The organism is Streptomyces sp. BE20 (genome assembly GCF_036322525.1).
Lineage (GTDB): Bacteria > Actinomycetota > Actinomycetes > Streptomycetales > Streptomycetaceae > Kitasatospora.
Window position 1 is genome coordinate 1 of record NZ_JAQYWW010000552.1, and the last position, 23,640, is coordinate 23,640.

Genomic DNA, 23,640 nt, shown 5'->3' on the forward strand with positions numbered 1-23,640 from the left:
CTTGAGGTCGACGGCGCCGTGCTCGTAGAAGCGGGCGTCCTCGATGTCGACCTGGGCCTGCCGCATGTACGGCGACATCTGGTCGGCGGCGAGGACGGTGCGGTCGCGCTCGTACACCTTGGCGATCAGCCCGCCCTTGGCATCGAAGATCTGTGTGACCTGGGAGAGCGGAGGGGTGTCGAAGTCGTCGGGGATGTCGTCGAAGCCCTCCGCCGTGTCCTTCGCGGTCAGCCCGAGCGCCCCGGCGGCGGGCAGGGCGAGGCCGGCGAGCAGTGCCCCGGACACGACGCTCACGCCCAGGAAGGTCGCACCGTGGCGGGCCAGCCGAAGTGGAGAACTGCGAGGCCGGAGGGGGGCTTCGCCGTCGGGGGAATTCCATATCGGAGGGAGGTTCGATGCCATGCGGGAATACTAGCCGCGGTCCCTCGCTGATCGAACAATTCACCGTGCACGGCTGTCACGGCTCTGTAACAGGTATCGGATTCGTCTTATCCATATCAAATCGTATGCGTACTAAATGGCCGTGAAAGGGAAATTGAGGATTCCTGCAAGGAATTCGACAGGCCCCTGCCCGTGGTGCGGAGCCGAAAGGATTCAGTGGAGGCGGCCGTCGTCGGCGGGTTGCCCGCCGACTCCTCCTCCGCCCGTGCGCCCCCGTGGCTTCGCCTTGCGCGCCCCTCTCGTCCCGTGACCCTGCTACCCACTAGATGCCGTGGGCGGGGTGAAAGGTTGCGCACGTCCGGAAGTTTCGGAGGCGGTCCCGGGTGCACCGTCCCCTTCCGGGGCGCTGGAGTCACTCCGCTCGTCACCGGCCCGGCCTAGGGGCGTTCGGGAGCAGCCGTATTCGTCATGGCCCGCGTACCCGGCGGTGCGGTCGAATTCACCCGGATCGTCGGTGATCATCCATTCGTCGACGAATGACCGGACGTCCGCAGAGCCTGCTCGGGGCCGTATGCGGCGCGCTTGCGCGCAGGGTCGGCCGTCCGGACCGCACAGTCACCCTGCCGCCCCGCCGGTGCCGGGTCAACGGCGCGTCGCCAGAGTGCCCCGAATCCGGGCCGGAACCGCCCGAAGGGGCAACCCGGCGTGCCCCGTGCCCCGTGCCCTGCACCCCTGCCCCGTGCCGCCGGGTCCGTCGCGGTGTCGGGGGCCGGCGGTGGGCGCGTCCCGCAGCGGGTGAGGCGGTCGCCCAACTGCACGCCGGCCGGTGGACCTTGGTCGGGTCCGCCGGCTGCGGCCCGTACGCTACCGGCCATGACGCACATACCTGCAGCGCGGCGGCCGGGCCTGGCCGAGCACCTGCGTGACAAGGGCGCGGCGATGCGCGACGCCGCCCGCCGGCGGCCCGAGAGTTCGGACTGGGACGAGGAGATCGGCGCGGTCTGCGTGGCCGACGACGCGACCGGGGTCCGCAAGGTCCGGGTGGGGGACTGGTCGTTCGTCGGTGACGGCGGCCCCGACATCGGCGGCTTCGGCCTCGGCCCGTCCTCTCCGGAACTGCTCTGCGCGGTGATCAGCACCTGCCTGACGCACACCGTCCTGTGCATTGCGGCACTGTCGGACGTCTCGCTCGACCGGGCCGAGGTCCGGGTGAACGCGCGCAACAACGATGCCCGGTTCTTCGGTGTGCCGACCGAGGCGCCCGCCGTGCCGTACGACCTGACGGCGGTGGTGGAGCTGCGGGGAGCCGCCTCGCCCGAGGAGTTGGCGGAGCTTCTGGCCGCCGCGGACGCGCGGTGCCCGATGCTGCAACTGGTCCGTTCCCAGCACACCGTCACGGTTCGTCCGGCCTGAGCCCCTTCTCCTCCGCCTTCCCCGCCCCGGCCGCGTGAGCGCGCGGCCGGGGCGGGGCCGCCTACGCAGGCCCCGGCGAACCCAGTAGCGGGTGCCGGCCGACCGGGCTCCGCGGCCGATGCCCTCGTGACGACGTGTCCGGGAAGCGCGCGTGTCTCCCCGGAGCTCGGCGTAACGAACTCAGTGGAACACGACGGCGTAGCCGCCGGTGACACTCGCCAGGCACGCCCGGTGGAGCTGGTGCCAGGCGAAGCGCTCCGATTCGAACGGTTCGTCGGCCGCGTCCCTCCCGGCCGGCCCGGTCTCCTGCGGGCCGAGGGCGAGGCCCCCGGCGTCGACGCCGATGCCGAGGGCAGGCGCGACGGCCGAGAGCTCCGCGAGGAGACGCTGGGCGGAGCCGACCATCCCGGCGCCCGCGACCTCCGCCTCGGGAGGGAGGAAGAGCGGGTCGGCGAAGTCGACCGGCACGTAGTAGCCCGCGTTGTCGGCGTGACAGAGCAGGTGGGACGAGAACATCGACGTCTCGTCCTGGATCTTCTCGCAGTCGCGGTCCCACTCCTGCTCGCCGATCGACGCGGCGGGCGTGACGGGCTCACCGCGCCCGACGAGCACCACGATGCGGCGCAGCTGGGTCAGGTAGCCGTACGGGAAGCCGCCGGAGAAGGTGGGGGAGTGCGGCGGGCCGGCGATCGGCGGCTCGTGCCAGTCGACTCCCTGCGCCGCGAGCGCCCGGCCGAGGCGGGCGAAGGCGCGCCGGTGGTAGTCGAGCCCCTCGGGGTCGTTGCGCGCCTGGTCGTGGAGGAGGCCGACCGATATCGAAAGTCCCATGGGCACGCAGCCTAGTGCGCACCGGACGACCACCGGCCGGTCGGGAGGTCGGCGGTCTCGTTCCGGCATCGGCTTCGTCCCGTCGTCTGGCCTTCACCCTGCCGCTCGCCGCCGTCATCGCCACCGGCGCCGTCGGCTGCACCCCCGACGGCGCCACCGTCGCCGGACCGAGCAGCGCACCCACCCTGATCGGACCACCGGTAACAAGCTCGACGTCCGGCTCGGCGCCGTCGCGGAGGGCCACACCGCCCCCACTGCCAAGGTCACCCCCGTCGTCACCGGCTGACCCCTTGCCGGGTCACCCCGACGCGGGCCGGCCCCACCACCTGGGAGCCGGCCCGCGCCCGGCCCGACGTCATGGTGTCCGCCGCCTGTGCCGTCCGCCGGGTCGCGGGTAGATCGTGTCAACAGGCTTATCACCGTAGGGAGATGAGCAGAAGGCCGCCTGTTGTGGTGCGTCCGTGCCGTCGACCAAGCCGTTCCAGGTCGCCTTCGACTGTGCGGAGCCCGGGCGCCTCGCTCGCTTCTGGCGCGGGCGGGTCAGGCTCGGACGAGTTCGGCAGCGCGCTGCCCCAGGTCTGCGGCGCCGGGGATTCCACGCCGGGCCCAACTCGTCATTGTCGCACGGACTTTGCGAAGTTCCTTCTTGTGCCGGTCGGACACGACTCCGTCCATGAAATCCAGGGACTGGCCCCAGATCCCTACAGCTTCGTCGTGGCGGCGCTGGGCAGCGACAGACCGGGCCAGGTTCCCGAGTGTCAGGGCGTGGATGCGCCGGAACGCCTCGGGATCGCGACCGGCGAGGGCGGCGCGGTGGTGGCGTTCGGCCGCCTGGTGGTCTTTCAGCTCGGCCAGGGTCTTGGCGGTGTGAGAGGCGACGGTTGCCGCTACCGGCCCGGTAGCCGCCGTGAAGGACGCGGGCGGCGTCGCGGTGTCGAGCATGGCGTCCTCGGCCGCGAGAAGCGCCGCTGCGGCCTTCTGTCCGCTTCCCACGGCTCCGTACGCCCGAGCGCTCGTGATCAGCAACAGAGCCTCGGTCTGCGGGTCCACCTTCCCGCGCGCCCGCCGTAGGGACTCCTCTGCCAGTTCGACACAGAAATCCGGCTGCTTGAGGTTGAGAGCCTGATGGGCGAGGGCGCGCATCATCCAGGCGCCGTGTCCTGTCGGCTCGCTCTCGCAGGCGAGTTGGTAGCCGAGGAGGTAGTACCGCTGCGCGGCTCCCTCCCGGCCCAGGTCGTGGTACTTCCAGGCGGCGAGGTACGACAGTTCGGCCGCCACGCCGTAGGCGTCCCGGCGAACCCCTTCGGAGGGGTACACGGCCTGGAGCATCGGCACCACCGTGTCGGTCAGGTAGGTGGTCACGGCACTCAGCCCGTGCCCACCGCCAAGACGCTCGTCAGCGGCGGTGAACACGCCGGTGATGTGCCGGACGGTGGCCACCTCGCCGACGCCCACCCGGCCGCCGGTCCTTCCCGCTCGCAGGGTAGCGGCGACCGCTTGGTGATCGTAGGTCAGCGGCAACGCCACGGCGGCGGTGGCGAACGCACTGGCGAGGAAGTCGCGGCGGGACTTCATCACGGCTCTCCCGAGGTCGGCGGCGGTGGCCAGCGGGTCGGCGCTCATCACCTCCCCGATCGCTTCCGACCCCAATCCGATCTCCGCCACGGTCACCTTGCGACGTGTCCTCCGGGTAAGGGCCTCGGCAAGATACTGCGGCGTGCGTCCGGTGGGCGTACCGCCGGCCACCCAGTGAGCGACGGCCGAGGGTGCCGTTGCCAGGTGTTCCCCCGCCTCGGAAGCGACCGCGCGCACTGTCGTCGCCAGCGCCTGGTACGTGCATCCGGCCTCCGCGATGGCCCGGGCCAGTGCCTCGTTCGGTGCCTTGGTGTCCGTCAACTGTCGCCCCTCATTCCGATCTTGAACGGGTTGAACGGGATCGGTGTGCTCACACCGTACCTCCGGAGCGTGACTGGATGTTCACTGATTGCACCGGCAGGCCGGAGGTTCCCGCCCGGCTGGCGCGGCAATGGCGACACCGGCCGCAAGCCACGCGGCGAACCCGCCGGCGGCCGCAGGCTCCTCCCCGGACCTCGGGGAGGTGCACCGATCCGCAGTAGTTCCCATGGAAGGAGCAGGACTATGCCCGCCAACATCGAGGTCAGCAACCTGACGCGCCGCCTGGACCACTCGGTGCCGGACGGCGACTTCGCGCCCGTGGCCGTCGAGACCCTGACGCGGCGCCTGGACCACATGGTGCCGGACGGCGACTTCGCGCCCGTGGCCGTCGAGGTCTGACCGCAAGTCCCGTGGGATGCCGTTCAGCTGACGGCATGGCCGGTCGGCTCGGGTGACCACCGGGCCGACCCGCCGCACGGCGTCGCCACACAGTCCCAAGCAAGGAGAGTCCGCAGTGAACACCACCATCGCCCTCAGCGTCCCGGCAGGCTCCTTCTTCGACCTCAGCCGGAAGGACCCGGAACTTCTCCGCCTGCGCGAGGAGGGCGCCGAGAGTGCTCTGCCGTTCGCCCTGATGGAACGCCTCGTCAAGTCCGGCACCTCTTACGCACAGCACGCCCGGTCCCTGCGCAGCGAGAAGGTGACCGTGGCCGGAGTGGCCTTCGACTGGTTCGACGCCCAGCTTCCCGGCGAGATCGCCAACGAGATCAACCTGACGAACTACGAGATCGCCGAGCACACCGACGACCGCCGCGAGGCACTGTCCGAGGCGTTGGACCGCCTGTCGCTGGTCCACTCCGAGGGATTCACCCGTGTGCGTGAGTTCGTCCGTGGCCTGTTGTGGGTCGGGCTCAAGCCCGGTGTCCGCGCTTCTTCCCTGACCAGTTCCAGTGACCCGGCGCTCCCGTACGTCGTCATGTTCTCCGACAAGGCCCGGCACCACATCCCCCCGAACACGGTCAGCTCGGAGCCGTCTCCCCGCTTCCTGGCGGAGAACCTGCTCCACGAGGGTACGCACCAGTCGATCAGCTTCCACATCCTTCAGCACCAGGTCTTCGCCGACGGGTACTCGTCCAAGGAGTCTCCGAAGATCGAGATCAGGTGGCGAGCGGGGCAGGGCGCCGTGCGCAACCAGTACTGGGAGGTGGACCGGGCCTTCCATGCGACCTGTGTCTACAACCAGTTGCTGAGGTTCCGCCGTACCGAGCTGGACCGCGACGACCTGACCCCCGACGAGCGTGCGTGCTTCCAGTCCGCCTACGACGAGGGCCTGCCCGCTGCCCGCTACCTCATGCGCGAACTCGAACTCCTGAGTGTGCACTTCACCCCGCACGGGGTGGAGTTGCTGGCCGATCTGCGCCAGCAGACCGACCACCTGTAGTGCCACCCTGAGCAGAACCGAACGAGGAGGGTCCGGTGCTCCAGCACCTCATCACACAGGACGCCGGCCTGCGAATGGTCCCGACGGACCGGGGCAGGTTGGCCACTGCGGTTGGCCGACTTCAGGACGATCTACGGGCTTTGCCCGAGGACGCCGACCCCGTCCGCACCCGGGCCCTCACCCGGTGGATCGGCGTCGGGCAGATGTGTTTGGGCCAACACGAAGAGGCCCTGACGTTCCTGCGGCAGTCGCTCGACTTGGCCGCAGCGAGCGGCAACACCCGAGCGGTCGTCGCCACCAGCCTCAACCTCGGCGACGCCCACCGCTACGCCGGTGACATGCGGGCAGCGGAGGCGCTCTACCGCGGCGCCCTGGGCACCGCGCGGAGCCAACACCCGGAACTGGTGGACTTCGCGCTCCAGCACACCGGTAAGTACCTGATGGAGCGCGGCGATCTCGCAGGCGCCGAGGCCCATCTCCGGGAAGCGCTGCGGCTGCGGATCGCCAAGGGTGACACCGGGCTGATCGGGTCCACACAGGCAGCACTCTCGCGGGTGGAACTGCTGATCGACCACGCGGCCACGCCGGGGGCGGGCGACACTGCGCCTCGCCAGTGGAGCGGTCAGTGGACCTCGTGGCTCCGGTCCCACACCACGGCCCGGACCCCGGACCGGTGGGCAGAGGACTTCCCCGCCATCCGGGGCGCCGTACGCGGGCTGACCGCGCATCAGCGGGTGCACCCGCGACACCTGCGCGACCAGCTGTTCCCGGCCGAGCTGATCACCGCTATGGCGCAGGAGGCCGAGGCGGCCCTGACTGCCGACGGCTACCTTCACAACGGCAAGTGGAACGCGGCCGTGGGCGACGCAGCGAACCGCTTCGCCGGGCAAGTCGATCTCGCTGCAGTCGTCACGGAGTCCACCGGACTGGAGGTCGAGCAGCCGCACAACGGCGTCTATATCGCCTATCTGGAGGAGGGCCAGTTCCTCGACTTCCACGTTGACGAGTTCGGGTTCGGTGAGGCCAACCTGATCCTGTGTCTCAAGCACGAGCGTTCCGTCGCAGGTCTCACCGTGAGCACTACCGTCTTCATCGGCGCTGACGGTTACCGTGCGTGCGATCTCGCAGCGGGCGAGTGCGTTGTGTTCGATGGGGCGATCACCCCACACGGAAGGACGCCACTCGGCGCCGGAGAGCGCGTGGTCCTCATCAGCTTCGGATTCCGTGCGCGTGATGTGGCCAGGCGCTCGGCCGCTCCAGGGCGTACATGTGTCCCATGGAGCGGATGACGCGGTCGAACCGCCAGAACACCAGCGCGTCGTACGCGCCCGAGTTGCTGAGCCGGCGCTGAAGCTGCGGGCGCTCCCACGGAGGGTCACGGCGGACAGCCGCTGCCTGGGCGTGACGGCGCCGGGTTCGGTCGAGCACCCGGCGCCGGGCCGGTGCCGTCACCGGGCACGCGGGGCGCTCACCGCCCGGCGGGGGCCGACTCCTCCGGCCCTTCCGGTCCCGCCGTCGCGAGCTCCGGCTCCAGACCGTCCGTCACCGGCGGCACGCCGCGGCCGGTCTCCAGCCGCCACGCGTCGAACGCCCACGCCGTCGCCACGACCAGCCCCGCCCCGAGCAGCCAGCCGCCGAGCACGTCACTGGCCCAGTGCACGCCCAGCGCGACGCGGGTGAAGCCCACGCCGAGCACGGACACCGCGGCCACGGCCCAGGCGGCCGGCCGCAGCGCCCTCGGTACCACCGGCTCCAGGACGAGCAGCAGGACCGCGCAGGAGACGGCGGCCGTCATCGCGTGCCCGGAGGGGAAGGAGTATCCGGGTGCCAGGGCCACCGGGTCGGGCAGGCTTGGGCGGACCCGGCCGACGGCCGCCTTGACCAGGAATCCGGTGAGTCCTGCCGCGGTCTCCGTGGCGGCGGCCCACGCGGCCAGCCTCCACGCTCGCCGGTACAGCAGCCAGCCCACGGCCGCCGCGACCAGCAGGCGCAGCGTGACCGGGTCCCACACGCGGTCGCTCAGCACGCGGATCACGGACAGCAGCGCGGGGTGCCCGAGGACGGCGGTGTGCAGGCGGTCGGCGGCGCCGCGGTCGAGCTCGGCCAGCGGCGTCCAGCGTGCCTCGATCAGCACCAGCAGGACGCCGGCCGGTACCGAGGCGAGCGTGAACGCGCCGGCGGCGGCCAGCAGCCGCCGGCCGAAGCGGCGGTCGGCGGCGCGCAGCGGTCGGCGCGGGGGGCGCCGGCGGAGGGATCGGGAATCGGTGTTCATCCTTCGACGGCTACCCACGTTCGGGCTGGTCAGGCCCCGGATCCGGCTCGATCGGCGAGCGCCGGCCGGCCCGGTCCGCCTCCAGCTGGGCGGCGAACGAGATGCCGAGGAGCAGCGCGAGCGCCGTGAGGTAGGCCCAGACGAGCAGCGAGACGCCCGCGCTGAGCGGCCCGTACACGGCGTCGAAGGACCCGCTGATCTTCAGGTAGGTGCGGAGCAGCCAGGTCGCCGCCAGCCAGAGCACCAGGTGGACGGCGGCGCCGAAGGCGAGCCAGCTGTAGCCGGGCTGCTTGCGCCGCGGCGCGCGCCGGAAGATCACGACGGAGGAGAGCAGGGCCAGGCTGAACCCCAGGGGCCGGTGGAGCACCGACCAGACGGTCACGACGACGCTGTTCGGCCGGTAGACGTCGGCCACGGAGGCGGCGATCTCCGGGCCCGCGACCAGGACGACGAGGCCCGCTCCCATCGGGAGTCCCGCCAGGACGGCCATCACCAGGCCCCGGCCGTACTTGCGGTGGGCGGGGCGGTCCCGCTCGATGCCGTAGATGCGATTGGCGCCGCGTTCGATCTGGCTCATCGCCGTGACCAGGTTGACCATCGAGAACACCAGGCCGAACCAGAGCGCGACCGTGCCGCCCGAGCCGGCCCGCGTCCGGCTGCGGTCCAGCACGTCGCGGACCACGTCCGCGCTCGGCCCGGCGGTCAGCCGTTCGATGGTGAGCTCGGCGACCATCCCGATCCGCTCGGTGTGCATGACCTCGGAGAGGCCGATGACGGCGATGGCGAACGGGACGACGGCCAGGACGGTCTGGAAGGCCAGGGCACGGGCGTGACTGAACCCGTCGGCGTACCGGAAGCGGACCACGGCGTCGCGGAAGAGCGGCCAGCGGCCGTGCTCCCGCAGGGTCGCGACCGCCTCGTCGGCGGAGAGGTCGCCGCCCCGGCCCCGCACCCTCCTCGCGGTACCCATCAGCCAGCCGCCCCGACGGTCCGGGGACCCGCTTCGGTCGGTGGTCCCGCCGGGGAGGGTCCCGTCGGCTCCGTCGCCGGGCGCGGCAAGGGCACGGTGGCCCGCCTCCGGCCGGGACGGTCGCCCGCCGGGACCGGGGCGTGCACCAGCAGCGCGCCCGGCCGCACGGTCAGGCGCAGCCGCCGGCCGTCGCCCACCGGCTCGCCGTCCAGCTCGCGCGGGCTTCCGTGCTCCGTGACGAGCGTGATCCGGCGGCCACGGAAGTGTTCCAGGCTGCTCCCGTTCCCGTTCCCGTTCCCGTTCCCGTTCCCGTTCCCGTGCGCGGAGCGCTCTGCCTGCGTGGATTGCGCGTCCTGGTCGGCCTGCCCGGTCCCGCCGCGCCGCGGGTCCTGCTCCTGCCGGCCGTGCCGACCGGTCACCAGCCGGAGCGTCGCCGTGCACCAGCCGGCGAGCCCCCGGGGCTGGAACAGGACCAGGTCGAGCACACCGTCGTCCGGTTCGGCCTGCGGCAGCAGGCGCACGCCGCCCTGGAGCGAGCCGACGTTGCCCACGACGGCCATGGCGGCGCGGCGGTGGAAGGTGGCGCCGTCGTCGAGCGTGACGGCGAGCCGCATCCGCCGGTCCCCGAGGTGCCGGGCGATCCCCACCAGGTAGGCGGCCCAGCCGAGACGGCGCTTGAGGCCGCGCCCGGTGTCCGCCATGACGGCGGCGTCCAGGCCGATCCCGGCCATCGCCCCGACGAGGGTCGGTTCGATGCCGTCGCCCTCCGCCAGGGCCAGGTCGATGCGGCGCGGTGCGCCGTCGAGGGCGGCGGCCAGCGCCCGGGCCGGCGAGGTCGGCAGGCCGAGGTTGCGGGCGAGCAGGTTGCCGGTGCCGCACGGGACGACGGCCAGCGCGGTCCGGGTCCCGGCGAGGGCCTGGGCGCAGGCGGTCACGGTGCCGTCGCCGCCGCAGACGACCAGCAGCGGGAAGCCGTCCGCGACCGCCCGGGCGGCGGCCGACCGCCCGAGGTCGTCGGGGTCGGTCTCGGCGAGCCGGGGCTCCCGGTACCCGTGCGCCGCGAGCACCGCGAGGACGTCGTCGAGAACGGCGGGGTCGGTCACCACGGGGTTGGACACCACCATCGCGCGTCGGCCTGCGGGGCCGGCGGCTTCCCGGCTCCCGGCGGCCGCGCCCGCGGTGGCCGACCCGGGCGCGGCCTGCGTGGACGGCACGGCCCGCCGTGCCGCGGGGCGCCGTTCGGGCCGCAGGAGCGTGCTCAGGATCCAGAGGGCAACGGCGCCGTTCAGCAGCCCGGCCACCACGTCCGTCGGGTGGTGCATCCCCCGGTAGAGCCGACTCGCCGCGACCAGCAGCGGCACCAGGCAGAGCAGCGCGAGGACCGGGAGGTACCGGCGCCGGCCCTTCGCCGACCGCAGCGCGAGCACCGCCAGCGCTCCGTACAGGGCCGTCGCGGCGCCCACGTGCCCGGACGGGAAACTGGAGGTGGCCAGGGCCCCGTCCAGTCGGACCACGTCGGGCCGGGAACGGCCCACCAGCGCCGCCGCCGTCACGAAGACGACGGCCTGGGCGAGGACCGCGCCGCCGACGAACAACGCCTCCCGCCACCGGCGCGGCCGTCCCGCGAGCACGAGCGCCAGCATCACCGCGGCGGTCGCGGCGACGATGGCGGGGGTGAAGCCGATCGCCGAGACCCACCCGGAGGCCCGGTCGAGCGACGGGTTCCGGTGCTCCGCCAGCCAGGTCACGACTGTCGGCTCCCGCTGGTCCCAGAGGCCGAACGGCGGATGCGTGACGAGGAGTCCGGCCAGCACCAGCACGACGGTCTGGACCGGCAGTGCCAGGACGATCCGCCTGACGGAGCGTATGCCCCCTGGTGTCATCATGCGGGCCGTGTGCCCCGAACCGGCCGCTTCACGCGTTCCCGGCCGGCCCCGGGCGGAGCAGGGCCCGGCACGTCAGGCCCGGCGCGTCAGGCCCGGTGCGTCAGGCCCACGGGCGTCAGGACCCGGAGTGGCAGGCCCTCCGAATGTCAGCAACCCGTCCGAGCGTCAGGAACTCCCCGGACCGGACAGGCGGATCGCCCGCCGCCATGGCACGGCCGGGAGTGGGAGAGGGAACGGCGGGTAGCAGACGGACTCCTCCCCACGACGGCCCCGCCGCACGGTCGGCCGGCGGGGGAGCGGACGGCGCCCGAGGGGCAGAAGGGACAGGTGCGATCCGGCATGCTGGGCCAGTCACACGCGGTCAGCGGGGCACTGATCTTCGCCGCGACGGCGTCGTTCCTGCCGGAGGCCCTGCTCGGCAAGGAACTGCGCCCCGGCGAGATCCTGGTGGGCACGCTGCTCTGCGCCGGGGCCGCGCTGCTCCCCGACCTCGACCACCACGACGCGACACCCGCGCACCTGCTGGGCCCGTTGTCGAGGGGGCTCTGCCGCCTGGTGGGCAAGCTGAGCGGCGGACACCGCCACGCCACCCACTCGCTGCTGTTCGTGGCACTCGTCAGTGGCGGCACCTGGTGGGGCGTCACCCGTCTCGGCGACGGCTTCACCCTCGGTGTCACCTTCTTCCTCCTCGCCCTCGCGGCGCGCGCCCTGCACCTGCATCCGCCCGGGCACGGGCTGACCGCGTGGGTGACCTCGGTCGGTCTGGCCGGGGTCGGCACGGCGACGGTCGCCGCCTGGTTCGACGGCATCGCCGGCTGGCTGCCCTACACGGTCGGTCTGGGCGCCCTGACCCATCTGCTCGGCGACTGCCTGACCCGGCAGGGCGCGCCGCTGCTGTGGCCGTACCGGCGGCGCTTCGAGGTGGTCCTGATCCGGCGGACCGGCAGCCGTCGGGAGACCCGCTTCTTCGTGCCGCTGATGACCGTCGCCACCTTCGGGGCCCTCTGGTTCACCGCCTTCGCCCCACGCTTCGCCATGAGCTGACCGCCGACCGCGCCGCCGACCGTGCCTCCGACCGCGTGTCCGGCCTCGGTCCGGAGCCGCTCGGCAGGCCCGGCGCCGCGGGCCCGTGCGGACAGGGCGGCGACGGCCGGGCCTGCGACGGCCGGGCCCGGGGCGGCGGGGGTGATGCCGTCGCGTCCGGGGGCCGGTTCAGCGTGCTGCGGTTCCTGCGGGGTGGGCGCTGTCCTCGAAGTGGTCCGTGGTGGCCGGTTCGGGGGCTCTGGGCGCGGTGCGCTGCCGGGCGGTCTGGCAGGTGCTGCACGTGTGCCAGTGCGGTCGGACCCCCGACCGGTCGGTGTCGGTGAAGCGGTGCGGGGCGAGGGTCATCTCGCCGGTGTCCAGACCGCACAGGGTGAGGGGGCCGCAGACGCCCGACGCGTCCGCGGGGGCGGCGTGCGCGAGGCGCACCGGGTTCTCCGGGTCCGCCGGCGTGTGGTCGGGTCCGAGGATCCGAACGTTGGTGGGCATGTCCAGTTCCAGTACGACGATGATGTCCATCTTCTCAACGTGGCCGCCCGCGCGGTCCGTCGCACCCGCACGGTGGCATCCGGACCAGCCGGACCAGCCGGACCGGCGCGACGGGCTCCGGTGGCGCCCGGTCAGGAACGCAGCACGGCGGTGGCGGTGTCGGGGTGGATGGTGAAGACCCGGTCCAGGCCGACGATGCCGAGGATGCGGGCGGTGTTGGAGGGTACGGAGGCCAGCGCGATGCGGGCGCCGTGGCCCACGGCGACGTTGCGGGCGGCCAGCAGGACGGTGATGCCGCTGGAGTCGCAGAAGTCCAGCCGGGCCAGGTCGAGGACCAGCAACTGTCCGCCGGCGAGGGGGAGGGTGTCGACGGCCTCGCGGAGGCCGGGGGCGGTGTGGTGGTCGAGGTCACCGGCGATCTCCAGTACGGGACCGGTCGCGGCGTCTCGGGTGGTGATCGTCAGCGGGTTCATCCGTGCTCTTCACTCGTAGCAGGGGCCGGGGAGGGGATGCCGAGGGCGAGTAGGGCGGTGTCGTCGTCCAGGCCGTCGCCGAAGCCGGCGAGCAGCCCGGTGAGGGCGGTGACCAGGGCCTGAGGCCCGGCCGGGGCGCGGGTGGCCGCGAAGGCGAGCAGGGCCTCCTCGCCGTACAGCTCGCGGTTCGGGCCGATCCGGGCCTCGGTCAGGCCGTCGGTGTAGAGCAGTAGTGTGTCCCCGCGGGAGAGGACGGTGCGGGTGGGCGTGAACTGGGCGTCGGGCAGCACGCCGATGAGCATGCCGCCGGGAGTGGGAAGGAACTCGGCGGTGCCGTCCGCACGCTGGACCAGCGTCGAGGGGTGGCCGCCGGAGGCCAGCTGCACCGTGCAGGTGTCGCCCCGGGGGTGCAGGACACCGAAGACGGCAGTGCAGTAGCGGGTGTCGCCGCCGCTGGTGTACCGCTCGTTCAGCACGGTGTTGAGCGTGTGGAGCACCGTGACCGGGTCGGGGTCGTGCAGGGCGGCGGCGCGCAGGGTGTGGCGGGTCAGCGAGGTCACGGCGGCGGCCTGGGGGCCCTTGCCGCAGACGTCGCCCAGGAAGAACGCCCACCGGGCGCCGTCCAGGGGGAACAGGTCGTAGAAGTCTCCGCCCAGCAGGTCGGGCGAGGCGGTGTGGTAGTGCGAGGCGGCCTCCAGCCCCGGCACGACGGGCAGGGCGGAGGGCAGCAGGCTCTGCTGCAGCACGGCCAGCGCCTCCTGGAGGCGCTCGCGGTCCGCCTCCGCCTGCCGGCGGGCCTCCTCGGCCGCCCGCCGGGCGCGTAGCAGCTCGGTTTCGTAGGCCCGGCGGTCGCGGGCGTCGAAGACGCTGGTGCGGATGAGCATCGGCTCGCCGCCGGCGCCGGTCTTCACCCGGGAGGTGACCAGGACCGGCAGCCGCGTGCCGCCGGCCGCCTTGAGCTCCAGGGCGATCCCGCTGATCTCGCCGTTCAGGTGCAGCAGGGGCGCGAAGTGCGTCTCGTGGTAGAGCCTGCCGCCGACGGTGAGGAGGTCGGCGAACCGCATCCGGCCCACCACCTGGTCACGGCCGAGGCCCAGCCAGTCCAGCAGGGTGGTGTTGATCTTCGCCACGGTGCCGTCCATCAGGGTGGACAGGTAGCCGCAGGGCGCCTGCTCGTACAGTTCCTCGGCGCTGTCCTCCAGGAGGGCGGTGAACGTCGCGTCGGGGGCGTCCAGGCCCTCCTCCCGTCTCGGGCCGCCGGGGCTCCGGTCGCCGGCGCGAGCCGTCATCGGGCGGCTCCGACGAAGCCGAGGATCGCCTCGGCCGTGGCCTCCGGCGCGCTGAGCTGCGGGCAGTGGCCGGTGGCGTCCAGGGTCACCAGCCGGCTGCCGGGGATCGCGGCGTGGACGTAGGCGCCCACCTCACGGGGGGCGATCACGTCCTGGGCGCACTCCAGCACCAGCGTCGGCACCGTCACCGACTTCAGGTCGTCACGGCTGTCGGACAGGAACGTGGTCCGGGCGAAGACCCGCGCCATGTCCGGATCGGTCGCGCAGAACGACGTGGTCAGCTCCTCGCCGAGCTCCGGCCGGTCCGGGTTGCCCATGATCACCGGGGCCATCGCCGCGGACCAGCCCAGGTAGTTGGACTCCAGCGACTCCAGCAGCTCGTCGATGTCCCCGGCGTCGAACCCGCCCCGGTAGCCGTCCTCGTCTATGTAGCAGGGGGAGGGCGCCACCATCACCAGCCGGGAGAACCGCTCCGGGGCGGCGGCCGCCGCGAGCACCCCCACCATGGCGCTGACCGAGTGCCCCACGAACGTCACGTCCCGCAGGTCCAGCTCCTCGACGACCTCGACCACGTCCCGGGCGTAACCGTCCAGCGAGCTGTAGCGGTCCTCGGTCCACGCGGACGCGTCCGACCGGCCGGACCCGACGTAGTCGAACAGGACCACGCGGTAGTCGCCCGCCAGGGCCGGAACGACCAGGCGCCACATGTTCTGGTCGCACCCGAACCCGTGCGCGAGGACGACCACCGGCCCGTCGGCACGCCCGGTCACCCTGATGTTGTTCCTGCGTGCGACATCCATGCCCACCAGTCTCCCACCCGCCCGTCCGGCGCCTTCTCGGGGCCTCGGGTGCCGGGGGGCGGGTGCAGGGTGCCGGGCCCGGACATCGGGCAGTGGCCCGGCTGCGGGCACCCCGCCGCCCCGGTTCGTCGACCGAGGCTCCGATCCGCGGGTGTGCACGGGCAGGCGGGGCGAGTGCGCCGGTGGGACCGGAATCGGCGGGAATGCCTCCCGGTGCTGTGACCGGACGGGTACACCGGGTTGCACCGGCGGACCGTCGGCCGACGGAATGTCGTGGGACGTCCAGGTCGGGAGTGGCCAGGAACAGCGAGCGGTCGGCTCGGGGACTCAAGGGCAGTACGCCGACGGACGATGCACAAGATGATCGTCACCTACGGGGCTGTCCCGGCCCCGGGGCGGTCGGTTTCGTGAATGGAGCCATCCATGCGATTGTCCGCGCGCTGCGCGTCCGCCGCACTCGTTCTGCTCGTTCCGTTGTGTGCCGCGCAGGGCACCGCAGTCGGCGAAACCTCCGGGAGGGCCTATGCGGCCCCGTTGCACAAGGCGGCCCGGGCCGTCCCGGGCCAGTACATCGTCACCGTACACAAGGGCCTGGACCCGGCCGCGACGGCCGCCGAGGTCCGCGGCGTCGAGCCGCTGCACACCTACCGCCACGCCCTGAACGGCTTCTCCGCCCGCCTCGACCCGGCCCAGCTGGCGCAGGTACGGGCTTTGCCCGGTGTCGAGGCCGTCGAGGAGAACGCCTTCGTGAGCACCCCGGCAGGCGCCACCGCGCCTGCCCCGAAGACCCGGGGAGCCGCCTCCAGCTGGGGTCTGGACCGCATCGACCAGCAGGACTGGGACAAGGCGGCGGCCACCGGTGACGGTCAGTTCACCGTTGAGGGTGACGGAGCCGGTGTCACCGCCTACCTGATCGGCACCGGCATCGAGTTCGGCCACGACGAGTTCGAGGGCCGCGCCGTCCGCGGCACCGACGCCGTCGGTGACGGGCAGAACGGCGCCGACTGTCAGGGCGTCGGCACCCACGTCGCCGGCATCGTCGGCGGCAAGACCTACGGCGTCGCCCGCAAGGTCAACCTGGTCGGCGTCCGCGTCGTGGGCTGTGACGGCCAGGGCACCAACGAGCAGCTCATCGCCGGCCTCGACTGGGTGGCGGCCAACGCCAGGAAGCCCGCCGTCGCCAACATCTCCGTCGGCGGGGACGCGAACGAAGCGATCAACAAGGCCGCCGACGCGCTCTCCAACGCGGGCATCCTGCCCGTCGTCTCCGGCGGCAACGGTGCCCGGGACGCCTGCCTCTCCTCCCCCTCCTCCGCCCAACGGGTCATCACCGTCGGCGCGACCAACAAGTACGACGAGGAGACCGACTTCAGCAACTACGGCACGTGCGTCTCGCTGTACGCGCCCGGCGAGGACATCACCTCCGCCAAGCTCGGCGGCGGCAGCGTCGTCCGGGGCGGCACCGCCATGGCCGCCCCGCACGTCACCGGCACCGTGGCCCTCTACCTCGCCGGACACACCGGCGCGACCCCCGAAGACCTCGCCCTGTGGCTCTCCACCGAAACCACCAAGGGCGCCCTGACCGTCAGCAAGAGCAGCCCCAACGAGCTGCTGTACACCGCCGGCCTCTGACCGGCCCGGACGCGCTCCGGACGCCCCGCCGACCTCAGGGCCGGCGGGGCGTCCGCGTCGCGGGCCAAGCCCCGGCGGGCCCGACGGCTCGTGATCGCGAGTATCGCCGGGAACTCCGTCGGTGGCCTCCCCCGATCGGGGGAGTGATCTTTCCCGCCTTCCCGCGATGCGGAGGGAGGCCCCCGGAAACCAGGATCGTGCCCACACCGAACGATCTCCAGGAGTTGACCGATGCGTACGCAGATCCGGCAGGCCCCCAGTTCTCCGACCGGGCAGCGGGGCGGCAAGCGGCGACGGGCCGTGTCGGCCGTGGCCGCGGCAGCCTTCGGCGTCATGACGGCGGGCGTCCTCGCCCCGCCCGCCGCCCTCGCCGCCGACCCCGCCACCGCCTCCGCCCGCGCGAGGCCGGACGTCGTCCAGCAGGTCCTGAACACGCTGGTGCGTGACGACGGGCTGCCCGCCGCGCTGGCGAGCGTCAAGGGAAGGGACGGCCGTACCCGTACCTACACCGCCGGGACCGGCGACCTGGCCACCGGCTCGAAGGTGCCCAGGGACGGCCAGGTCCGGATCGGCAGCAACACCAAGACGTTCACGGCGGTCGTGGTCCTGCAACTGGTCGCCGAGGGGAAGCTCGGCCTGGACGACTTCGTGGACACCCACCTGCCCGGCCTCGTCCGGGGCGAGGGGATCGACGGGAGCACCATCACCGTCCGCCACCTCCTCCAGCACACCAGCGGACTCCCCGAGTACGGCAACCACCTCGACGACGACGAGATCAGGTACCGGTACGTCGAGCCCCGCGACCTGATCGACATCGCGCTCCGCTACCCGGCCGACGCGGCCCCCGGGAAGGTGTGGGGGTACAGCAACACGAACTACGTCCTGGCCGGCCTGATCGTCCAGAAGGTCACCGGCCGGCCCCTCGCCGAGGAGATCGACCGGCGCATCGTCAAGCCCGTCGGCCTGCGCCACACCTACTTCCCCGCCCCCGGGGACATGACCATCCGCGAGCCGCACCCCAAGGGCTACCACCGCAACCCGACCGACGGTCCGTTGCGCGAGTACACGGAGATGGACCCGTCATGGGGCTGGGCGGCGGGCCAGTTGATCTCCACCAACTCCGACCTCAACCGGTTCTTCGGCGCGCTCCTCGGCGGAGAACTCCTCCCGGACGCCCAGCTCGCCGAGATGCGCACCACCGTCCCCGTCGGCGGGCCCTCCGACCTGCGCTACGGGCTGGGGCTCACCAGCAGGGCCCTGTCCTGCGGCGGCGTCTACTGGGGCCACGGCGGCGACATCGCGGGCTACGAGACCCGGGGCGGCGTCACCGACGACGGCCGCGCCGCCAACGTCGCGGTGACCGGCGTCCCGTGGACCGACGCGGGCACGAAGCACGTGCTGGAGGCCGTGGACAAGGCCCTGTGCGGCTGACACCCGCCGACCTCCCGGGCCGGACGTGCCGCGCCGTGCCGTGCCCGAGCAACCCCGACCGACGAACCGACGATCCCCCAGGAGTTGACCCATGCAGGACCAGACACGCCGAGGACTCCGGCGGCGACACGCCCTGTCGGCCGCGGCCGCGCTGGCCGTCGGCCTCACCGTACCGGGTGTCCTGACGGCGCCCCAGGCCGCCGCCACCGGGCCGGACACCGTCCGACGGAGCCTGAACGCACTGGTGCGTGACGACGGGATGCCCGCCGCGCTGGCGAGCGTCCGGGACCGTCACGGCCGCACCCGCACCTACACCGCGGGGACCGCCGACCTGGCCACCGGCTCGAAGGTGCCCGTCGACGGCCAGGTCCGGGTCGGCAGCAACACCAAGTCCTTCGTCGCGGTCGTGGTCCTGCAGCTGGTCGCCGAGGGGAGGATCGGTCTGGACGACTTCGTGGACGCCCATCTGCCCGGCCTCGTCCGGGGGGAGGGGATCGACGGGCGCGACATCACCGTCCGCCAGCTCCTCCAGCAGACCAGCGGGCTCCCCGACTACAGCAGCGACCTCGGGGACGACGCCCGGTACTACGACCCGAACGAACTGCTCGCCTTCGCCCTCCGGCACCCCGCCGACTTCGCCCCCGGCAAGAAGTGGAAGTACAGCAACACCAACTACGTGCTCGCCGGCCTTCTCGTCCAGGAGGTCACCGGCCGCCCGCTCGCCGAGGAGATCGACCGGCGCGTCGTCCGACCCGCCGGGCTGCGCCACACCTACTTCCCCGCCCCCCGCGACGCGGGCATCCGGGAACCCCACCCCCACGGCTACTACCGGGAATCGGCGGACGCGCCGCTGCGCGACGTCACCGAGATCGACCCGTCCTGGGGGTGGGCCGCCGGGCAGATGGTCTCCACCGGCTCCGACCTCAACCGGTTCTTCGGCGCGCTCCTGGCCGGTCGCCTCCTGCCGCCGGCCCTGCTCGCGCAGATGCGGACCACCGTCCCCGCCGAGGAGACCTTCGGCCCCGGCGCCCGCTACGGACTGGGGCTCGTCAGCAGGCCGCTGCCGTGCGGCGGCCTCTCCTGGGGGCACGGCGGCAGCTTCCCCGGGTACGAGACCCGGAGCGGGGTCACCGACGACGGCCGCGCCGCCACCGTCGCGGTCACCGTGCAGCTCACCGACGCGGCGAGCCGCAGGAAGCTCGAACGCGCCGTGGACACGGCCCTGTGCCGCTGAGCCCCGCCGAGGGGCGTTCCGCGCGGTAGGACGACCGGTGGGCCCGACCCGACGTCGGGCCCACCGGCCCCGTGTCCGCGCACCGGCGCCGCACCGTCGGGCGGAGGGGGTGCGGCGCCGTCCGCAACCGCGGGACGCTACCCTCCGGGACATGGCTCAGCCCCCTCACCCCCGGATCGTCACGCGGCTCGTCGACGGGCACGTCTGCGCCTACGACCTGGCCGCCGGTGCCGCGGACGTGCTGTCACCCGCCGTGAGCTTCCGGCCCGTTCCCGGGGACGAGGTCGTCGACCGGGCCGTCGCCGCCGACCTTCGGCGCGCCTACTACACGACCCTCGACGCGGTCGTCTGCGTGACGTCGGACGGGGACGAGGTCTGGCGGTCGGCGTTCGGGCCGCCGTCGGACCGGCGGTTCGGGCACTGGCCCGGCTGCGCCCTGTCGGCGGACGGACGGACGGTGTGGGTCTACCGGCCCGACGTCATGGCAGGCCGCGACCGCCCCGACCAGTGGGTCGTGCTGGACGCCGGGACGGGCGCGCTCGTCGCCCGGGCGGACCTGTCGACCGTCGGGCAGGGCGGCCGTCAGCTGTCGCACCGGACGAGCGGTCAGGTCCTCCTGAACGTGGGGGAGGGGCAGGACGGTTCGGTCGTCTACCGCGGGTCGCTGACCGAGGGCCGGATGGACCTCGTCCGCTACCCGTGGGACGACCGGTGCCTGATCGACCTGTCGCCCGACGGACGCCGGTTCCTGACCGTTCACCACGATCAGACCGACCTCGCCGTCCACACCTACCCCGACGGCGAGGTGGCGTTCACCCTCACCGTCGACGCCTTCGGGCACGACCCGGACGGCACCTACCTGGAATGGAGCGGCGGCTACCTGGACCAGGACACCGTCGTCGTGACCCTCGTCGGCGAGACCGAGGACGAGGACGAGACCGAGGGGGAGGAGGTCGGGGAGGAGTGGCGCCGTCACTACCGCGTCGACGCCTGCTCCGGCCGGGTCCGGGGGGAGTTCGACGCAATGGTGGCGGGCGACTCCGACGACTTCCGGCCCCTCGGCGACGGATCCTGGCTCACCACGGCTCCGTCCGGTCACCCCGTCCGCCGCACGGAACCGCCGGGCGCGGCCCGGGAGCCGCTCCGCTGACGGCCGTCCGGATCCGCAGGCCGTCCGGATCCGCGGGGGACCGGTTTGGACGGCCTCGACGGGGCACCGTGTGAACTCCCGTCCGCCGAAGGCCGTTTCGGGCGGTGGTCAGCCGGACTCGCGGACCACCAGCCGGTGGGCGATGCGCTTCCGGGCCTGCGGCAGCGGCGTGCTCACGGCCGCCGCGGACATCTGCACGACCTCGTCGAACGCCGGCTGTGCGAACGCCGCGAAGTCCAGCCGGAGCGCCGTGAGTTCGGGCTCGACGAAGACGCCGATCCTCAGGCCGTCGATGCCGATCACGGCGCACGAGTCCGGCACGGCGAGCCCGCGGACCCTCAGCTCCTTCAGCACACCACCGGGACCCGCTCGGGCGTGGTCCGCTTCTCCCTGTACACCCGAAGCGGAGGTGCCGCGCCGAGCGAGCGCGTCCGAGCCGGCCACGGCGGCGACCGACCGGCCGTGGGCCCGGTGCGGACGGCACCGCCCGGCGCCGTCCGCACCGGGTTCGTGGTCGCTCGAAAGGGTGAGAGCCGCCGCTTCCCGCCCCGATCCCCGGTGCGTGGCCTCGACACTGGGCACGTCGGGCCGCTGGGCCCACGGCAGACGGAGAGTGCCATGGCGAACGGAAGTGTCCTGCTGGCGTTGCGCGAGGACCCGCTGGGCCGGGGAGTCGGCGGCGACCAACTACGGCGCATCGGCAAGGAGCTGGAGAGCCGCGGGCTGGAGGTGCGGTGGGCGCGGACGGTCGAAGGGGCCGTCTCCGTCCTGAGCACCGAGGCGGGTCTGGCCGCGGCGGTCGTGGCCTGGGACCTCCCCTCCGAGGACGGCGCGGCGGCCGACGGGGAGGGCGCGGTCGTCCTGCGGCACGTCTCGCGCCGGTTCAAGGACCTGCCGGTCTTCGTCGTGATGTCCGAGACGGCCGACCTCGGGCTGGACCGGCTGCCCCTGTGGGTGGCCGAGATCGCCGTCGGCTACATCTGGCCCCTGGAGGACACCCCCTCCTTCATCGCCGGCCGGGTCCTCAGCGCGGCGCGTGCCTACGCCGACGCCGTCCTGCCGCCGTTCTTCAAGGCGCTCCGCCGGTTCGACGACGCCCACGAGTACTCCTGGCACACCCCCGCGCACTCCGGTGGCGTCGCCTTCCTGAAGTCGCCCGTCGGACGGGCGTTCTTCGACTACTACGGCGAGCGCCTCTTCCGTACGGACCTGTCGATCTCGGTGGAGGAGCTGGGATCCCTCTTCGAGCACAGCGGTCCCATCGGGGACGCCGAGCGCAACGCCGCCCGCGTCTTCGGCGCGGACCGGACGTACTTCGTGCTGCACGGGAACTCCACCGCCGACCGCATGGTCGGTCACTACTGCGTCGCCGACGGCGAGATCGCCCTGGTGGACCGGAACTGCCACAAGTCGGTCCTGCACGGGCTGGTGATCTCCGGCGCCCGCCCCGTCTACCTCGTCCCGACCCGCAACGGCTACGGCCTGGCCGGGCCCCTTCCCGCCACCGAGACCCGTCCCGAGGCGGTGCACGCCCGGATCGCCGCCCATCCGCTGACACCGGGGGCGGTGTCCCCCGGGGCCCAGTACGCGGTGATCACCAACTCGACCTACGACGGCCTCTGCTACGACACCGTGCAGACCGCGCGTGCGCTGGCCCCCAGCACCCCCCGGCTCCACTTCGACGAAGCCTGGTTCGCCTATGCGCGCTTCCACCCCCTCTACGCCGGCCGGTACGGCATGGCCGTGGGCCCGGACACGTTCGAGGGCGACGAGCGGCCGACGGTCTTCTCCACCCAGTCGACCCACAAGCTGCTGGCCGCCCTGTCGCAGACGGCCATGGTGCACGTGAGGTCCTCCCCCCGGGCACCGGTCGAGCACCACCGGTTCAACGAGGCGTTCATGATGCACGGCACCACCTCCGCCCTGTACCCGGCGATCGCCTCGCTCGACGTGGCCACGGCGATGATGGACGGACCCCAGGGGGAGTGGCTCGTCAACGAGGCGATCACCGAAGCCGTCCGGTTCCGGCAGGCCGTCGTCCGCACCGGACGCCGGATCGCGGCCGCCGGCGACAGGCCGCCGTGGTTCTTCGGCGTCTGGCAGCCCGACACCGTGACCGACCCGGCCACCGGGACCACCGTCCCCTTCGCCGACGCCTCCCCGGCGCTCCTGGCCACGGACCCCCGCTGCTGGGAGCTGGAGCCCGGCGCGGCGTGGCACGGCTTCCCCGGACTGAGCCGGGGACAGTGCCTGCTGGACCCGGTCAAGGTGACGCTGACCTGCCCCGGCGTCGACGCGACGGGCCGGACGGCCCCCTGGGGCGTCCCCGCCCGGATCCTCACCGCCTACCTCGCGGGCCGTGGCATCGTCGTGGAGAAGACCGACACCTACACCGCGCTCGTCCTGTTCTCCATGGGCATCACCAAGGGGAAGTGGGGCACCCTGATGGACGCCCTCATGGACTTCAAGGCCCTTCACGACGCCGACACCCCGCTGCGCCAGGTGCTGCCGCACCTGGTCGAGCGCCACCTGCAGCGCTACGGCCGGACGACCCTGCGCGAGCTCTGCCAGGAGATGCACGAACACCTCACCCGCGCGGAACTGATTGACGCCCTGGACACCGCGTTCCGGGAGCTGCCCGAGCCGGTCGTCCCGCCCCAGCACTGCTACCGGCAGCTGATCCGGGGCGGCACCGAGCGCCTCCGTCTCGCGGAGGCCGCCGGCAGGGTGGCCGCCGCCATGGTCACCGTGACCCCGCCCGGGATCCCCGTCCTGATGCCCGGGGAGGCACTCGGGACCCCCGACGGCCCGGTCCTGCGTTACCTCGGCGCGCTGGAGGCCTTCGACCGCTCCTTCCCGGGCTTCCACAGCGAGGCGCACGGCGTGTCCGTCGACCCCGGCACCGGCGACTACCTCATCGAATGCGTGCGGGAGGACGTCCGGGCGACGTGGTGACCGAGGGGCCGTGCGCGGGGCGAGCTCGGGACGGGGCCCTCCCGCCTCGGCGTCGTCGG

Annotated in this window: 21 protein-coding genes; 10 read left to right on the forward strand and 11 right to left on the reverse strand. The window is 73.0% G+C overall.

Annotated elements, in window-relative coordinates; translation table 11 throughout:
- On the reverse strand, window positions 1-402 hold a 402-nt coding region (locus PUR61_RS09145; protein ID WP_329877589.1), incomplete at its 3' end, for a transglycosylase domain-containing protein.
- An 852-nt stretch (window positions 403-1,254) separates the two neighbouring features.
- Here PUR61_RS09145 and PUR61_RS09150 point away from each other — a divergent pair.
- Window positions 1,255-1,794, forward strand: coding sequence for an OsmC family protein (locus PUR61_RS09150; RefSeq protein ID WP_329877590.1), 540 nt, complete (start codon window positions 1,255-1,257; stop codon window positions 1,792-1,794).
- 180 nt (window positions 1,795-1,974) lie between these two features.
- On the opposite strand, the gene PUR61_RS09155 is transcribed toward PUR61_RS09150, so the two are convergent.
- Entirely contained in the window at window positions 1,975-2,622 is a 648-nt protein-coding gene (locus PUR61_RS09155) for a hypothetical protein (RefSeq protein ID WP_329877591.1), read from the reverse strand.
- A 540-nt stretch (window positions 2,623-3,162) separates the two neighbouring features.
- The gene (locus tag PUR61_RS09160; protein WP_329877592.1) at window positions 3,163-4,518 is read right to left on the reverse strand and encodes a tetratricopeptide repeat protein; all 1,356 of its coding nucleotides are present in this window, start codon (window positions 4,516-4,518) and stop codon (window positions 3,163-3,165) included.
- Window positions 4,519-4,761: 243 nt separating this feature from the next.
- Here PUR61_RS09160 and PUR61_RS09165 point away from each other — a divergent pair, with 243 nt between their 5' ends.
- The 3 genes from PUR61_RS09165 (at window position 4,762) to PUR61_RS09175 (ending at window position 7,248) form a co-directional block, all read left to right on the forward strand.
- On the forward strand, window positions 4,762-4,917 hold the full coding sequence (locus PUR61_RS09165) for a hypothetical protein (RefSeq protein WP_329877593.1): 156 nt from the start codon (window positions 4,762-4,764) through the stop codon (window positions 4,915-4,917).
- Window positions 4,918-5,032: 115 nt separating this feature from the next.
- Window positions 5,033-5,959, forward strand: coding sequence for a hypothetical protein (locus tag PUR61_RS09170; protein WP_329877595.1), 927 nt, complete (start codon window positions 5,033-5,035; stop codon window positions 5,957-5,959).
- Between the two features lie 35 nt (window positions 5,960-5,994).
- Window positions 5,995-7,248: a tetratricopeptide repeat protein gene (locus PUR61_RS09175; RefSeq protein WP_329877597.1), complete on the forward strand. Its 1,254-nt coding sequence runs from the start codon at window positions 5,995-5,997 to the stop codon at window positions 7,246-7,248.
- 179 nt (window positions 7,249-7,427) lie between these two features.
- Here the strand turns inward: PUR61_RS09175 and PUR61_RS09180 are convergent, their stop codons facing one another.
- The 3 genes from PUR61_RS09180 to PUR61_RS09190 are packed head-to-tail and all read right to left on the reverse strand — an operon-like array spanning window position 7,428 to window position 11,087.
- On the reverse strand, window positions 7,428-8,231 hold the full coding sequence (locus PUR61_RS09180) for a phosphatase PAP2 family protein (protein ID WP_329877599.1): 804 nt from the start codon (window positions 8,229-8,231) through the stop codon (window positions 7,428-7,430).
- A 10-nt stretch (window positions 8,232-8,241) separates the two neighbouring features.
- The gene (locus tag PUR61_RS09185) at window positions 8,242-9,201 is read right to left on the reverse strand and encodes a YihY/virulence factor BrkB family protein (RefSeq protein WP_329877601.1); all 960 of its coding nucleotides are present in this window, start codon (window positions 9,199-9,201) and stop codon (window positions 8,242-8,244) included.
- Window positions 9,201-11,087: a diacylglycerol kinase family protein gene (locus tag PUR61_RS09190; RefSeq protein WP_329877603.1), complete on the reverse strand. Its 1,887-nt coding sequence runs from the start codon at window positions 11,085-11,087 to the stop codon at window positions 9,201-9,203. Before PUR61_RS09190 ends, PUR61_RS09185 begins: the two co-directional genes overlap by 1 nt.
- Before the next feature lie 339 nt (window positions 11,088-11,426).
- On the opposite strand from PUR61_RS09190, the gene PUR61_RS09195 reads away from it, so the two are divergent.
- A complete protein-coding gene (locus PUR61_RS09195) occupies window positions 11,427-12,131 on the forward strand; it encodes a metal-dependent hydrolase (protein WP_329877605.1) in 705 nt (234 codons plus the stop codon).
- 168 nt (window positions 12,132-12,299) lie between these two features.
- Here the strand turns inward: PUR61_RS09195 and PUR61_RS09200 are convergent, their stop codons facing one another.
- From PUR61_RS09200 to PUR61_RS09215, 4 genes are all read right to left on the reverse strand, one after another.
- Complete coding sequence (locus PUR61_RS09200) at window positions 12,300-12,647, reverse strand: hypothetical protein (protein ID WP_329877607.1); 348 nt, start codon at window positions 12,645-12,647, stop codon at window positions 12,300-12,302.
- 101 nt (window positions 12,648-12,748) lie between these two features.
- Window positions 12,749-13,090, reverse strand: a complete 342-nt coding sequence (locus PUR61_RS09205; RefSeq protein ID WP_329877609.1) for an STAS domain-containing protein — start codon at window positions 13,088-13,090, stop codon at window positions 12,749-12,751.
- On the reverse strand, window positions 13,087-14,379 hold the full coding sequence (locus PUR61_RS09210; protein ID WP_329877611.1) for a PP2C family protein-serine/threonine phosphatase: 1,293 nt from the start codon (window positions 14,377-14,379) through the stop codon (window positions 13,087-13,089). Before PUR61_RS09210 ends, PUR61_RS09205 begins: the two co-directional genes overlap by 4 nt.
- Window positions 14,376-15,179, reverse strand: a complete 804-nt coding sequence (locus PUR61_RS09215) for an alpha/beta fold hydrolase (protein WP_329877613.1) — start codon at window positions 15,177-15,179, stop codon at window positions 14,376-14,378. The genes PUR61_RS09210 and PUR61_RS09215 overlap by 4 nt, the downstream gene beginning before the upstream one ends.
- Before the next feature lie 423 nt (window positions 15,180-15,602).
- Here PUR61_RS09215 and PUR61_RS09220 point away from each other — a divergent pair, with 423 nt between their 5' ends.
- The 4 genes from PUR61_RS09220 to PUR61_RS09235 all read left to right on the forward strand — a co-directional run bounded on the left by PUR61_RS09220 (window position 15,603) and on the right by PUR61_RS09235 (window position 20,626).
- The gene (locus tag PUR61_RS09220; protein ID WP_329877615.1) at window positions 15,603-16,811 is read left to right on the forward strand and encodes a S8 family peptidase; all 1,209 of its coding nucleotides are present in this window, start codon (window positions 15,603-15,605) and stop codon (window positions 16,809-16,811) included.
- 231 nt (window positions 16,812-17,042) lie between these two features.
- On the forward strand, window positions 17,043-18,242 hold the full coding sequence (locus PUR61_RS09225) for a serine hydrolase domain-containing protein (protein WP_329877617.1): 1,200 nt from the start codon (window positions 17,043-17,045) through the stop codon (window positions 18,240-18,242).
- A 91-nt stretch (window positions 18,243-18,333) separates the two neighbouring features.
- Window positions 18,334-19,476 carry a serine hydrolase domain-containing protein gene (locus PUR61_RS09230; RefSeq protein WP_329877619.1) on the forward strand — a complete coding sequence of 381 codons (1,143 nt, stop codon included), beginning with the start codon at window positions 18,334-18,336 and terminating at the stop codon, window positions 19,474-19,476.
- Between the two features lie 151 nt (window positions 19,477-19,627).
- On the forward strand, window positions 19,628-20,626 hold the full coding sequence (locus PUR61_RS09235; protein WP_329877621.1) for a hypothetical protein: 999 nt from the start codon (window positions 19,628-19,630) through the stop codon (window positions 20,624-20,626).
- A gap of 108 nt (window positions 20,627-20,734) precedes the next feature.
- Here PUR61_RS09235 and PUR61_RS09240 read toward each other — a convergent pair whose 3' ends face one another.
- A complete protein-coding gene (locus tag PUR61_RS09240) occupies window positions 20,735-20,980 on the reverse strand; it encodes a substrate-binding domain-containing protein (RefSeq protein ID WP_329877623.1) in 246 nt (81 codons plus the stop codon).
- Between the two features lie 264 nt (window positions 20,981-21,244).
- On the opposite strand from PUR61_RS09240, the gene PUR61_RS09245 reads away from it, so the two are divergent.
- Window positions 21,245-23,581 (forward strand): Orn/Lys/Arg decarboxylase N-terminal domain-containing protein, encoded by a 2,337-nt coding sequence (locus PUR61_RS09245; RefSeq protein WP_329877625.1) that lies wholly within the window; start codon window positions 21,245-21,247, stop codon window positions 23,579-23,581.
- Window positions 23,582-23,640 lie beyond the last annotated feature (59 nt).

Excerpts from the sequence above, each read along its gene's own strand:
- PUR61_RS09200 (WP_329877607.1), bottom strand. The coding sequence starts at position 12,647 with ATGGACATCATCGTCGTACTGGAACTGGACATGCCCACCAACGTTCGG.
- PUR61_RS09215 (WP_329877613.1), bottom strand. The coding sequence starts at position 15,179 with ATGGATGTCGCACGCAGGAACAACATCAGGGTGACCGGGCGTGCCGAC.
- PUR61_RS09235 (WP_329877621.1), top strand. The coding sequence starts at position 19,628 with ATGGCTCAGCCCCCTCACCCCCGGATCGTCACGCGGCTCGTCGACGGG.
- PUR61_RS09230 (WP_329877619.1), top strand. The coding sequence starts at position 18,334 with ATGCAGGACCAGACACGCCGAGGACTCCGGCGGCGACACGCCCTGTCG.
- PUR61_RS09150 (WP_329877590.1), top strand. The coding sequence starts at position 1,255 with ATGACGCACATACCTGCAGCGCGGCGGCCGGGCCTGGCCGAGCACCTG.
- PUR61_RS09225 (WP_329877617.1), top strand. The coding sequence starts at position 17,043 with ATGCGTACGCAGATCCGGCAGGCCCCCAGTTCTCCGACCGGGCAGCGG.
- PUR61_RS09210 (WP_329877611.1), bottom strand. The coding sequence starts at position 14,379 with ATGACGGCTCGCGCCGGCGACCGGAGCCCCGGCGGCCCGAGACGGGAG.
- PUR61_RS09190 (WP_329877603.1), bottom strand. The coding sequence starts at position 11,087 with ATGATGACACCAGGGGGCATACGCTCCGTCAGGCGGATCGTCCTGGCA.
- PUR61_RS09205 (WP_329877609.1), bottom strand. The coding sequence starts at position 13,090 with ATGAACCCGCTGACGATCACCACCCGAGACGCCGCGACCGGTCCCGTA.
- PUR61_RS09220 (WP_329877615.1), top strand. The coding sequence starts at position 15,603 with ATGCGATTGTCCGCGCGCTGCGCGTCCGCCGCACTCGTTCTGCTCGTT.
- PUR61_RS09155 (WP_329877591.1), bottom strand. The coding sequence starts at position 2,622 with ATGGGACTTTCGATATCGGTCGGCCTCCTCCACGACCAGGCGCGCAAC.
- PUR61_RS09180 (WP_329877599.1), bottom strand. The coding sequence starts at position 8,231 with ATGAACACCGATTCCCGATCCCTCCGCCGGCGCCCCCCGCGCCGACCG.
- PUR61_RS09185 (WP_329877601.1), bottom strand. The coding sequence starts at position 9,201 with ATGGGTACCGCGAGGAGGGTGCGGGGCCGGGGCGGCGACCTCTCCGCC.
- PUR61_RS09195 (WP_329877605.1), top strand. The coding sequence starts at position 11,427 with ATGCTGGGCCAGTCACACGCGGTCAGCGGGGCACTGATCTTCGCCGCG.
- PUR61_RS09165 (WP_329877593.1), top strand. The coding sequence starts at position 4,762 with ATGCCCGCCAACATCGAGGTCAGCAACCTGACGCGCCGCCTGGACCAC.
- PUR61_RS09245 (WP_329877625.1), top strand. The coding sequence starts at position 21,245 with ATGGCGAACGGAAGTGTCCTGCTGGCGTTGCGCGAGGACCCGCTGGGC.